Origin of the sequence: Phocoenobacter uteri (genome assembly GCF_900454895.1) — a bacterium.
In the GTDB taxonomy this organism is placed as follows: Bacteria; Pseudomonadota; Gammaproteobacteria; order Enterobacterales; family Pasteurellaceae; genus Phocoenobacter; species Phocoenobacter uteri.
Genome location: NZ_UGTA01000001.1, coordinates 1559729 through 1572619, shown reverse-complemented (window position 1 = coordinate 1572619; position 12891 = coordinate 1559729). Strand labels below are relative to the sequence as shown.

The window sequence follows — 12891 nt, the reverse complement described above, 5'->3', positions numbered from 1 at the left end:
AGTTTCAAGGGGTTAATTGAAATTCACCAGTGGGGTATTCTACTTGAATCTCATTTTGAAAACAGCCAATCTTAAAATGAATGTTATTTTGAAGCACCATTTTTTCACAAGGTTGCCCGATGGTAGTTAATATAAGTTGATTTTCGGCTATCTGCATAGCCTGTAATTGTTGATGATTTTGTTGTTGTTTTTGATGGGCATAATTTTGCCATTTGGTGTAGCTCAGTACTAAAATAATACTGATTAACAGGGCAGTGTTTAGGCTTATAAAACTTTCTGCTTTGAAGATGTTAGGCATTACTCTTTCTCGTGTAATAAATGTTGTGAATGTGGGATATAACGCCAAAGTGCATATTTTTTCTGAATATTTTTAATGACCGTTTTGTTATACGATAAATTTCGTTCTTCACGCTGATTATCATAAGAAGAATAGAGCTTGCCGTAGAATTTTTTTCCTGTGATATCAAAAAAATAATTCGTAATCAGAATACCGTAAAAATTTCGTGTTAATTTTCCATCTATTGGATTCATTGCGATCACAATGCTTGGATTAGAGCGTGATGTTTTCGGTAAATCGGCTAATGATTGAATATAAATAATACTATTTTGATAAGATGCAATATCTAAATATTGATGAATATTATTAAAGGAAATATATTTTTTTGTGGTTGGTTTAATTTTAAAGATAGTCTTTTTTTTGCAAAAAAGTGCAAAAATTTGACCGCTTATATTTATTTTTATTTCCTCTTTTTTATAAAACTGGCACAAGGTATTTTTATCTTGATGTCGGGTTTTCATCAAATTAAATTTTCTTTTTAAATATTGATGATAATAATTTTGTGTGATTTTCTCCGTGCGAATAAGATTATCTTTCGCAATAAAAATCACGACCAATATGCTCACTAATAGCAACATAGAAATAAGTCCAACTGAGGCGTTAATTTGTTTGTTCATCATTTAGAATATAAATATAAGAATGGCTGGTGTAGTGGTGTTTATTCTTCATTAAGGTTAACGTAATTTTTAAAATATGATTTTCTTTTAACCATAAAAAATGTAGTTTTGTTACTTTAAAATTGTTTTTTTCTGTTAATTTTGTCCAATAACCTTTATCACAAGAATTGAGAATTTGTTTACATTGTATAGCTGAGCAATTATTTTGTTTTTTGCTGATATTTAGCATATACATTTCCTGATTTTTTAGTTTAAAACCAAAAATTTCTTCGGCGATACGTGTTGTCATATTATGCAAGGAGGTGCGACATGGGCTCTTTTTTGTCCGCCTTTTTCCAATGCAACCATCTTGATTCAGATCGTAGAAAAAAATCAGGCAATTTTCTAGCAAATTAACGGTTTTCAGCTGATTTTTAAATAAATCATAATTGCTATTTTCTCGGTTTAATCCTTGAAAAGAGATATGTTCAATATGAGGTTTTAATGAATTTAGTAGCTGATAAGATTGTTGCTGTAAAAATAATATCGTTTGTAATTTTTTTGTATTTTTGTAGCTATTTTGGTAAAAAAAGCTCAGAGAAAAGAGGATAAGTAACATTAAGCTCGATGAAATAATAAATTCGATTAAGGTTATACCTCTCATCTGTTTAGTAACGACGACAGCGGCTGTTTTTATTGGTCGATAGGGCATAGATGATTCCACTTGGTTTGAATTGTAAGATTTGATTTTGCAGATTCACAGCAATTTTTAGGCATTTTTCTTCTGAGTGAGCCCTTTTTCCATCAATGCTTAAAAAGATTCTTGGATATAGTAAACGTGTTTTTAGCTGTGATGTTTTAAAGGTATTTTTATATAACAGAAATTCACTAAATTTATTGCAATTTTGCAAATTTAAACAGTTACATTTTTGGTTACGGCGACCTTTCTTTTTAATCGCAATCGCACACCATTGCTGACTTTTCAGGTCTTGGGACAATACTACTGAATAGCTTTTTTTATGATAACGTGCTCTGGTTTGGACTTGGTAAATAAAAGCGGTAAATTGAGAGAGTTCATTTTCAAGTTTTATATTATCTTGTAATTTAAAAATAGCAGGTAAAATGAAATGAACGCTGATAACTAAAATCGTTAAAGTCACGAGTATTTCAATTAAGGTAAATGATTTAAACGACGTTGGGAACATAAAAAATCCTTGTTATATGAGAGGGCTAGACTAGAATTTTTTATGTATGAAGTAAATTGAACATTCTATTTTTTGCGATTGAGATCGCAAAAATAGATAACCATTTTAGAGATTGAATTTATAGCTTAAAGCCAGCGTCTCACTTTTTGTTTATAGATACGATATTCATCGCCAAAGATTTTCTCTAAATAGTATTCTTCTGGGATAATTTGAAAATAAGTGATGTATCCACAAAATAGAACTATTCCGCTTAAAGAGAGCAGGTTTCCTAACCATATTCCCCAAGCCCCAAGATACAATGCTAAGCTTAAATACATTGGATTACGTGTTATTTGATAAATACCTGTTGTGATAAGGGCTGAACTATTTTGGGGAGTAAAAGGGCTAGCGGTCGTTTTTTGTTTAAAAAATGCAAATAGGCTGAAAACATCAATTATAACACCTATTATGGTAAGCAAAATAATCACACCGATATCGATATGACATTGAAAAATCTCCATATTAGGCATTAGTTTCATTAGCAATGCGGTGAATAAGAAGAGTATTGGTGGGGGAATTTTTAGTGCCATTATATCCTTTCCTTAAAAAATAAAAGAGCAGAAATTTCTGCTCTTTTCATTGTTATTGCTGTAACGCTTTATCTATTTTTTCAAATAAATCACTCGCCAGATTATCAATTTCTAATAAACGTTTTAAACTGCGACGCATTAAGGTTTGACGTTGATTATCATAACGAGAAAATTGAATTAACGGTTCGATTAAACGAGAACCAACTTGTGGATTGATTTCATTTAATTTAATTAAAATTTCAACTAAGAAACGATAACCAGAACCATCAATAGCGTGGAATAAACGAGGGTTATGTGAGCAGAAACCACCGATCAATGAACGTACTCGGTTTGGATTTTTAAAGTTGAAACTACGATGTTCTAGTAAGCTTTGTACCACTTCCAACGCATTTTCATCAGGGCGACTGCCTTGAATCACAAACCATTTATCCATTACTAAGCCATCGTGATGCCATTTTTGTTCAAAATCATTTAATAGTTCATCTCGACACGCTAGCTCTGCTTTGGTACTTAAACTTAATGCAGCTAAGGTGTCAGTCATATTATTAGCAAAATCATAGTGTGATTTAACGAGTTCATTGCCTTGCGAAGTGAAAGCAAGATAAGATAAACAGGTATTACGCAATGCACGTTTTGCAATATCTGTGGCATTAACCTGATAAGTAAGGGTTTGATTTTTATAGTAAAGATCCAATAAATCATTTTTCAATGCTGCTGCAATCGCACGTTGCATAAAGCGATGTGCAGAAAAAATACCTTGAGGATCAATAACTTTGAATAACTCAGCAAACTCTGTTTCTTTTGGTAATGCCAGCATTAACGCTGTGAGCATATTGTCTTTGGTGTCTGCTAGTACGAATTTTAATGCTTCAATAATCGTTTCGGATAATTGTAACGGTTCATTTTGCTGATAACGGATTAAATTCTCGTGTAATTCATTGTTAAACAAGGTTTGCATTGTATTCCAACGCACAAAATCATTTTCCGCATATTTTAATAACACCAATAATTGCTCATTGGTATAGTTATAATCTAAACGTACTGGTGCTGAAAAATCACATAATAGTGCAGGAACAGGCTGATGTTTCACATTATGGAATTCAAAAATTTGATAATCTTCTTTTACATCAAGCACATCACTTACAGGCTGAGATTTATGTAATAATTTCAGTTTTTTGCCTTTTTCTTGTGAATAAAGTTGAATTTTTAGTGGAATATGTAAATTCAATTTATCTAATTGATCTGCTGTCGCCTCTGTATTCTGAGCGATATGCAAACGATAAACGTAATTTCTTTCATCATATTCATCACTAATTGTTAATTCTGGTGTACCAGATTGACTATACCAACGGCGGAATTGGGTTAAATCGATCTCAGAGGCACGTTCCATTGCAGAAACGAAATCTTCACAGGTTGCCGCAGTACCATCATTTTCTTTTACATATAATTGCATCCCTTTTTGGAATAACTCTTCACCCAATAAAGTATGGATCATACGGATCACTTCTGCCCCTTTTTCATAGACAGTGACCGTATAAAAGTTATTCATTTCAATGACTTTTTCAGGGCGAATAGGGTGTGCCATTGGGCTTGCATCTTCTGCAAATTGAACAGAGCGGAGCAAGCGTACATCTTCAATACGTTTCACTGAACGAGACCATAAATCAGCGGTAAATTCTTGATCTCTAAATACCGTTAAACCTTCTTTTAAGCTTAACTGGAACCAATCACGGCAAGTAATTCGGTTGCCCGTCCAGTTGTGGAAATATTCGTGTCCAATCACACTCTCAATATCAATGTAATCGGTATCCGTTGCGGTTTGTGGATTAGCTAGTACGTATTTAGAGTTAAATACGTTCAAGCCTTTGTTTTCCATTGCTCCCATATTGAAGAAATCAACGGCAACAATCATATAAATATCTAAATCGTATTCCAAACCAAAACGTTCTTCGTCCCATTTCATCGCACGTTTTAAGCTTTCCATTGCCCAAGTTGCACGATCTAAATTGCCACGATCCACATAAATTTCTAATGCAACTTCACGTCCACTCATTGTAACAAAAGTATCTTGTAGCAAATCAAAATCGCCCGCGACTAACGCAAATAAATAGCTTGGTTTTGGATAAGGATCTTGCCATTGAACCCAGTGACGACCGTCATCTAGTTCGCCTTGTGCAATACGGTTACCGTTTGAAAGCAAGAAAGGAAATTGTGTTTTGCAAGCGGTGATTTTTGTCGTATATTTTGCAAGTATATCAGGGCGATCAAGCATATAAGTAATTTGGCGGAAACCTTCAGCTTCACATTGCGTACAAATGCCTTCACCAGACTGGTATAACCCTTGTAATGACGTATTTTTTGCTGGATTGAGCTTCGTTTTGATTTCTAATACAAATTGCTCATCAGAAGAATTTGAAAGATCTAAAGTCAATGAGTTTTTATCTTGTGTGAAAGATTTAAAGTCGGAGTCGTTATATTTTAGGGATAAAAATTCAAAACTATGTCCGTCTAAACGCAGTTGAGTTGCTTGTGGATTTTTACGTACCACAGTTAAAAGAGAGGTTACGATTGTTTCATTCGAATCGAGTTGAAAATCAAGATTGATTTCACTCACAGTAAAATCAGGAACTTGATAATCTTTTCTATATTTTGCTTTCGGTTGCATACAATTTCCTTAGAAAATTAGATTACAAGGTCTAGTTTAATACATTTATAAAAAATTACAAAAAATTTCATAAAAGTAACCGCTTATTTTTGTTTTTTGCTTTCATCATTGCCCCTGATAGAATAGAATATAGTCACTTGGTTCACTTTACTTTTTGCACAAAATGAAAATAAACTTCCCAACTTATTTAACGCTTTTTCGAGTGGTTTTAATCCCACTTTTTGTGATTGCTTTTTATCTTCCTTTCAAATATTCACCAGAGCTTGCAACTTTCATCTTTTTTATTGCAGGTTTAACGGACTGGTTTGATGGTTATTTAGCACGTAAGTGGAACCAAACGACACATTTAGGCGCATTTTTAGATCCTGTTGCCGATAAAGTGCTTGTCGCCGTCGCATTAGTTTGCGTTGTTGAGTATTACCACACTTGGTGGATTACTATTCCAGCAGGTATTATGATTTCTCGTGAAATTATTATTTCCGCTTTGCGTGAATGGATGGCGGAAATCGGCGAACGTGCTAATGTCGCGGTATCGTGGTTAGGTAAAGTCAAAACAACAGCACAAATGTTAGCTCTTGGTGGTTTATTATGGCGTTTTAATTTTGCAATGGAAATTGCCGCTTTCATCGCCCTTTATATTGCCTCAATTTTAACAATTTGGTCAATGTTGCAATATTTAAAAGCCTCAAAAAATAGTTTAATTAAATAGTAAGCTAAATTTTGAAATACAGTGCCAATGCATTATGCATTGGCGAAAAAATATTGTTATTGATCTTCTGCTAAAAACGAATGTAATTTTTCCATCATTTTTGCTGATCCTACAAAAAGCGGTACACGTTGATGAAGCTCTGTTGCTTTAATCTCTAAAATACGTTGCTCCCCATTAGTTGCTAATCCACCCGCCTGTTCTGCTAAAAACGCCATTGGATTTCCTTCATATAACAAACGCAATTTTCCATTTGGATAATGGGTTGATTTTGGATAAAGATAAATGCCTCCTTTTAGCATATTACGATGAAAGTCCGAAACCAACGATCCTACATAACGTGCTGAATAAGGGCGTTTTTCCGCTGGTACGTCTTCTTGACAATATTTAATATAACGTTTCACTCCTTGTGGAAATTTAATATATTGCCCCTCGTTTACTGAATAAATATAACCTTGCTCTGGAATTTTAATATCAGGATGGGAAAGGCAAAATGTGCCAAGTGAAGGATCATAAGTAAAGCCATTTGTGCCATTACCTGTGGTATAGACGAGCATTGTAGATGAGCCATAAACCACGTAGCCTGCGGCAACTTGCTTATGTCCTTCTTGTAAAAAATCTTCTAGGGTGACGGGTTCTCCAACGGGGGTGACACGTCTGTAAATAGAAAAAATTGTACCCACCGCAACATTCACATCAATATTTGATGAACCATCTAAGGGATCTGCAAGCACTACATATTTTGCATTGCGAGCGTGTTCGTTATCAAAAATAACGATATTTTCCTCTTCTTCGGAAGCAAATCCCGCTACTTCACCGCGAGCTAATAACGCTTTTTTCATTTTTTCGTGAGCAAAAATATCCAGTTTCATCTGGCTTTCACCCTGCACATTTTCTTCGCCAGAAAGCCCGATAATATCATCGGTTAAACCTGCTCGGTTGATATCACGATGAATAATTTTAGCAACTAAACGAATCGCGGCTAAGATACTACTTAATTCTCCTTTTGCATTTGGATATTCTGCTTGCTTTTCTACAATAAATTCATCTAGTGTTTTCATAAAATCATCTCGTTAAATGAAAAAATTATACAATTTATTAACATTTTTGAGCCAAAAAAATTATGAAACTGTGATGTTGGTCACAAAATTTTTTTTGCAAAATCTTCTTAAAATATGACCGCTTATAATTATAAAATTTGAGGAAAATAATAATTTCCCTCTTGATTTTAAAGAAGATAAAACATAAATAGGTAGTTGTCCCACGATAAAAATGACATAAATGACGCACAATCTTGTTATTTTTTTGAACCGTGCTTAAAAATAAGAGTCTTAAGTGCACTTTTAATACGAAGTTGACAATGATATAAAAAATTAAGAAGGAATATTAGATGAATAAAAAAATCCAAAAAACATTATTAGCCTCACTTGTGCTAGGTGCAACAACGTTAACTTTTTCTAGCCCGAGTTATGCAAACTCAATTTTAGACGCGATTACGAAATCAAATGATAGGCAAACAGTGAGCCTTGCACCAATGCTTGAGAAAGTAAAACCAGCGGTTGTGAGTATTGAAGTGGAAGGAAAGACAAAAGAGCAGCCAATGCAACCTAATCTACCTGATGAATTCAGATTTTTCTTTGGGGATGACTTTTTTGGTAATCGTGGCGAACGCTCTCATAAATTCAGAGGGTTAGGCTCTGGTGCGATTATCAATGCTGAAAAAGGTTATATTCTAACCAATAATCACGTAATTGATAAAGCAGAAAAAATTACTGTTTTATTGGAAGATGGACGTAAATTTAAAGCCAAATTAGTGGGTGCAGATCCGATGTCTGATGTCGCTTTAATTCAAGTTGAAAATCCAAAAAATTTGACTGAAATTAAATTTGCAGATTCAGATAAGATTCGTGTCGGAGATTTTACTGTTGCGATTGGTAATCCATTTGGCTTAGGTCAAACGGTAACTTCAGGAATTGTTTCGGCACTTGGGCGTTCAATGGGCGATTTAGATAAAAGCTATGAGAACTATATCCAAACCGATGCAGCGGTTAATCAAGGAAATTCAGGTGGACCTTTAATCAATTTACAAGGCGAGTTGATTGGTGTGAATACTGCCATTATTTCCCCAAGCGGTGGTAATGCAGGGATTGCCTTTGCGATTCCAAGTAATATGGCACATAACTTAATCAATCAAATTGTGGAATTTGGACAAGTTAAACGTGGGATGCTTGGTATTAAAGGCGGCGAATTAAATGCTGATTTAGCCAAAGAATTTGGTGTTGATGCACAACAAGGTGCGTTTGTCAGTGAAGTATTACCAAATTCAGCAGCTGAAAAAGCGGGCATTAAAGCAGGCGATGTGATCGTAAAAATGAATGGTAAAAAAATTGCTAACTTTAATGAAATGCGAGCAAAAATTGCAACATCAGGTGCGGGTAAAGAAATTGAGCTTACTTATTTACGCAATAATGAAAGCAAAACCGTAAAAGTGAAATTGCAATCAAGTGATGAGAATGCTCAAATTGGCTCACAAGATTTATTACCTGAATTGAAAGGAGCTAAGCTTAGTAATCATAGTGAGGGAAGCACTAAAGGGGTTGAAGTTACAGAAGTAGCAAAAGGCTCAATGGCTGAATTACGAGGTTTAGAAAAAGGCGATATTATTATCGGCGTAAACCGTCAAGCGGTCAAAAATGTGGGCGAATTACGCAAAATTATTGAGAAAAAACCAGCGGTAATTGCGTTACATATTTTACGAGAAGATACTAACTTATTTATTATTATTCAATAAGTTAAAATAATAAGAATGGTCAAAACATTGTTTGCTTTGACCATTTTTTTATCTTTTATTTATCTTAAAAATAGAACAACTCTAAAATATCCGTTATTTAGCTCGTTGTTATAATGAGGTTTTTTCCTTTATAAATGCTATATCATTTGGCTTTTCGCCATATTTATTTGGTTCCGATGAGCTTTCTCTAATCAAACTTGCTAAAGTAAGTGTATTTATACCGATGATATTCCAACCACTTTTCCCTAGATCATGGAAACGTCTAGTCATCACTGCCAACATGGGTAATAAACCGCTAAGCAGATAGATAAAAAGAAGTTGTATAAGTGTTTTTTCATGAAAAAGCGCACATAGTCCCATTAAGCATAAGAATATCATGCCGTGCATTAGTATAAATGAACGATAATATTCAACACTCGCTCTGCCTTTAAAATTCGCATAATTTTTAAATTCGTGTAAATAAACACGGAACATTATTTTGATATTTATGTTATTCATCGCGATAAAAACAAAAAGGATTAAGTCTAATCATATTAAACTTAATCCTTTATTTTGACAATCTTACCTAAATAATTTTAGGTAACATTTTTATTATAGAGAGCGTGTGAACGTACGTGTAATTACGTCTTGTTGTTGCTCTTTAGTTAATGAGTTGAAACGCACCGCATAACCTGAAACACGAATAGTTAATTGTGGGTATTTTTCAGGGTTTTCCATTGCGTCTAATAACATTTCACGGTTCATTACGTTTACGTTTAAGTGCTGACCGCCTTCTACTTCTGCTTCGTGGTGGAAGTAACCGTCCATTAAGCCCGCTAAGTTACGTTTTTGAGCAAGGTCATCTTTACCTAACGCATTTGGTACGATTGAGAATGTATATGAAATACCGTCTTTCGCATACGCAAATGGTAATTTAGCCACAGAAGTTAATGACGCTACCGCACCTTTTTGGTCACGTCCGTGCATTGGGTTAGCACCTGGACCGAATGGTGCACCTGAACGACGACCGTCTGGGGTGTTACCTGTTTTCTTACCGTAAACCACGTTAGATGTGATAGTTAATACTGACTGAGTAGGCACAGCATTACGATAAGTTTTAAGTTTTTGAATTTTCTTCATGAAACGTTCAACTAGGTCACAAGCAAAGTCATCTACACGAGAATCATTGTTACCGAATTGTGGATATTCACCTTCAATTTCAAAGTCAACTGCGATACCATCTTCATCACGAATTGGTTTCACTTTTGCATATTTGATTGCTGAAAGTGAGTCAGCTGCAACTGAAAGTCCAGCGATACCACACGCCATTGTACGATATACATCACGATCGTGTAATGCCATTAGTGACGCTTCATAGCTGTATTTATCGTGCATATAGTGAATGATGTTTAACGCAGTCACATATTGTTTTGCTAACCAATCCATAAAGGTGTCCATACGCTCCATTACTTCGTCAAAGTCTAATACTTCAGAAGTAATACGATCAAATTTAGGACCAACTTGCATTTTGCTGTTTTCATCAACACCGCCGTTGATTGCATAAAGCATTGTTTTCGCTAAATTTGCACGTGCACCGAAGAACTGCATTTGTTTACCCACAACCATTGGGCTTACACAACACGCAATTGCATAGTCATCGCTGTTGAAGTCTGGACGCATTAAGTCATCATTTTCATATTGAACTGATGATGTATCGATTGACACTTTCGCACAGTATTCTTTAAATGCTTTTGGTAACTGTTCAGACCATAAGATGGTTAAGTTTGGCTCTGGTGAAGGACCCATTGTGTACAATGTGTGTAACATACGGAAGCTGTTTTTTGTTACCAATGTACGACCGTCTAAGCCCATACCACCAAATGTTTCTGTTGCCCACATTGGGTCGCCAGAGAATAATTGATCATATTCAGGTGTACGTAAGAAACGCACCATACGTAATTTCATTACTAGGTGATCCATTAACTCTTGTGCGTCTTGTTCTGTGATTTTACCTGCTTGTAAGTCACGTTCGATATAAATATCTAAGAAAGTAGAAGTACGACCGAATGACATCGCCGCACCATTTTGTGATTTAACTGCAGCTAAGTAACCAAAGTATAACCATTGGATTGCTTCTTTTGCACTTGTTGCAGGGCCTGAAATATCATAGCCATAAGTTGCAGCCATTTGTTTGATTTGAGAAAGTGCTTTGTATTGATCTGCAATTTCTTCACGTAAACGGATTGTTGCTTCTAAATCTTCACCGTTTTCTAAACGCTCTTGTAAAGAGTGGAATTGAGCAAGTTTATCCGCCATTAAGAAGTCGATACCGTATAGTGCAACACGACGGTAGTCACCGATAATACGACCACGACCGTAAGCATCTGGAAGACCTGTGATGATACCTGATTTACGACAACGTAAAATATCTGGTGTATAAACGTCGAATACCCCTTGGTTATGGGTTTTACGGTATTCAGTAAAGATTTTTTTCACTTGTGGATCTAATTCACGACCATAAACTTTACAAGAACCTTCCACCATTTTAATTCCACCGAATGGAATGATTGCACGTTTTAATGGCTTATCAGTTTGAAGACCAACAATTTGCTCTAAATCTTTATCAATATAACCTGCTGCGTGAGAGGTAATGGTTGAAGGAAGATCAGTATCAAAATCAAGAGGTTCGTGAGTACGGTTCTCTTCTTTGATGCCTTCCATTACTTTTGCCCAAAGAATGTTAGTTGCTTCAGTCGCACCTGCTAAGAAAGACTCATCGCCTTCATAAGGTGTGTAGTTTTTTTGAATAAAGTCACGTACGTTTACGCTTTCTTGCCACTCACCTGCTGCAAAACCTTGCCACGCTTGTTGTTGAGTTTCTGTCATCTGAGTCATCGTTAAATCCTCTATAATTAAAGATAAGTTAAAATTGAAGCGGTCATATTTTATGAAAAATTTGCAAAAACTAATCTAAATTTAACCGCTTGTTAATTTGAAATTCCGTTATTTCTTAATGCTTTCTAATATGTAAAAACCATTGAACCAAACCAATAAAGAATGATCCGCCTACAATATTTCCCAATGTTACAGGAATAAGATTATTACCAATAAAATGCCCAACGGTTAAATCTGCAAATTGTGCAGGATCAACACCAATCGCCGTCCAAAATTCAGGACTTGCACAATGCTGAATTAAAATCCCCATTGGAACCATAAACATATTTGCCACACAGTGCTCAAAGCCTGAAGCCACGAACATTGCAATAGGTAAAATTAAAATTAACGTTTTATCTGTTAAACTTTTACCCGCATAAGACATCCAAACGCCTGCACACACCATAATGTTACACATAATGCCAAGACTAAATGCTTCAATCCAAGTATGGTGTAATTTATGTTGTGATACTTTTAAAATGGTTAAGCCCCATTGACCGTGATCTGCCATATATTGCCCTGCAAACCACATCAACGCCACAATTATTAAGCCACCCACTAAGTTGCCCGCATACACGATGCCCCAGTTTTTAAACATCTGAGAAAAAGAGATGCGATCGCTTGCTTTTGCGATAACAGTGAGAGTGGTAGAAGTGAATAAATCGGTGCCAAAGACGACACAAAGCATTAAGCCAAGCGAGAAAACAATACCGCCAAGTAAATTAGCAATACCCCAAGGCACATCCGTTGCCCCAGTTTTGACTGTGGTATAAAAAACAAATGCGATTGCAATAAAAGCACCAGCAAGAATTGCAGAGATAAACGCATATAATGGTTTTTTAAGTGCTTTATAAACTGCACCATCTAGGGCAATTTTTGCCATTTCAACAGGAGAATACATCATAATAATTCAACTAAAATTTGAAAGTTTATAAGATTTGTTGAAGTATAACCTTTTCATTTGGTCGATTCAAAATGAATTTAGTAAAGTTATCCTAGATCAATTAAATAGTCTCACTGGTGTTAATTTTTTGTTAAATTTGTTTTATTTGGCTGGCGTTTTGTAACAAAAAATGCATAACTAAATTCTATTTAATATACTATATTGT

Annotated in this window: 12 protein-coding genes; 2 read left to right on the top strand and 10 right to left on the bottom strand. The window is 35.0% G+C overall.

Going from position 1 to position 12891, the window contains the following annotated elements; all coding sequences use genetic code 11:
- Positions 1-4 precede the first annotated feature (4 nt).
- From DYE60_RS07155 to pepN, 6 genes are all read right to left on the bottom strand, one after another.
- A complete protein-coding gene (locus tag DYE60_RS07155; RefSeq protein WP_115315940.1) occupies positions 5-298 on the bottom strand; it encodes a DUF5374 domain-containing protein in 294 nt (97 codons plus the stop codon).
- Positions 298-957 (bottom strand): DUF2572 family protein, encoded by a 660-nt coding sequence (locus DYE60_RS07150; protein WP_115315939.1) that lies wholly within the window; start codon positions 955-957, stop codon positions 298-300. The genes DYE60_RS07155 and DYE60_RS07150 overlap by 1 nt, the downstream gene beginning before the upstream one ends.
- Positions 938-1243 carry a hypothetical protein gene (locus tag DYE60_RS10225; protein WP_172460379.1) on the bottom strand — a complete coding sequence of 102 codons (306 nt, stop codon included), beginning with the start codon at positions 1241-1243 and terminating at the stop codon, positions 938-940. Before DYE60_RS10225 ends, DYE60_RS07150 begins: the two co-directional genes overlap by 20 nt.
- A 358-nt stretch (positions 1244-1601) precedes the next feature.
- Positions 1602-2138: a pilus assembly FimT family protein gene (locus tag DYE60_RS07140; RefSeq protein ID WP_115315937.1), complete on the bottom strand. Its 537-nt coding sequence runs from the start codon at positions 2136-2138 to the stop codon at positions 1602-1604.
- 125 nt (positions 2139-2263) lie between these two features.
- Positions 2264-2707 carry a methyltransferase family protein gene (locus tag DYE60_RS07135; protein WP_115315936.1) on the bottom strand — a complete coding sequence of 148 codons (444 nt, stop codon included), beginning with the start codon at positions 2705-2707 and terminating at the stop codon, positions 2264-2266.
- Positions 2708-2759: 52 nt separating this feature from the next.
- Entirely contained in the window at positions 2760-5372 is a 2613-nt protein-coding gene (gene pepN / locus DYE60_RS07130; protein ID WP_115315935.1) for an aminopeptidase N, read from the bottom strand.
- A gap of 163 nt (positions 5373-5535) precedes the next feature.
- On the opposite strand from pepN, the gene pgsA reads away from it, so the two are divergent.
- Complete coding sequence (pgsA, locus tag DYE60_RS07125) at positions 5536-6081, top strand: CDP-diacylglycerol--glycerol-3-phosphate 3-phosphatidyltransferase (RefSeq protein WP_115315934.1); 546 nt, start codon at positions 5536-5538, stop codon at positions 6079-6081.
- 56 nt (positions 6082-6137) lie between these two features.
- Here the strand turns inward: pgsA and fbp are convergent, their stop codons facing one another.
- Positions 6138-7139, bottom strand: a complete 1002-nt coding sequence (gene fbp / locus DYE60_RS07120) for a class 1 fructose-bisphosphatase (RefSeq protein ID WP_115315933.1) — start codon at positions 7137-7139, stop codon at positions 6138-6140.
- 329 nt (positions 7140-7468) lie between these two features.
- On the opposite strand from fbp, the gene DYE60_RS07115 reads away from it, so the two are divergent.
- Positions 7469-8869, top strand: a complete 1401-nt coding sequence (locus DYE60_RS07115; RefSeq protein ID WP_115315932.1) for a DegQ family serine endoprotease — start codon at positions 7469-7471, stop codon at positions 8867-8869.
- A gap of 108 nt (positions 8870-8977) precedes the next feature.
- On the opposite strand, the gene DYE60_RS07110 is transcribed toward DYE60_RS07115, so the two are convergent.
- The 3 genes from DYE60_RS07110 to focA all read right to left on the bottom strand — a co-directional run bounded on the left by DYE60_RS07110 (position 8978) and on the right by focA (position 12683).
- Entirely contained in the window at positions 8978-9367 is a 390-nt protein-coding gene (locus tag DYE60_RS07110; RefSeq protein WP_115315931.1) for a DUF805 domain-containing protein, read from the bottom strand.
- Positions 9368-9460: 93 nt separating this feature from the next.
- Positions 9461-11743, bottom strand: a complete 2283-nt coding sequence (gene pflB / locus DYE60_RS07105) for a formate C-acetyltransferase (protein ID WP_115315930.1) — start codon at positions 11741-11743, stop codon at positions 9461-9463.
- A 115-nt stretch (positions 11744-11858) separates the two neighbouring features.
- On the bottom strand, positions 11859-12683 hold the full coding sequence (focA, locus tag DYE60_RS07100) for a formate transporter FocA (protein WP_115315929.1): 825 nt from the start codon (positions 12681-12683) through the stop codon (positions 11859-11861).
- Positions 12684-12891: the final 208 nt, after the last annotated feature.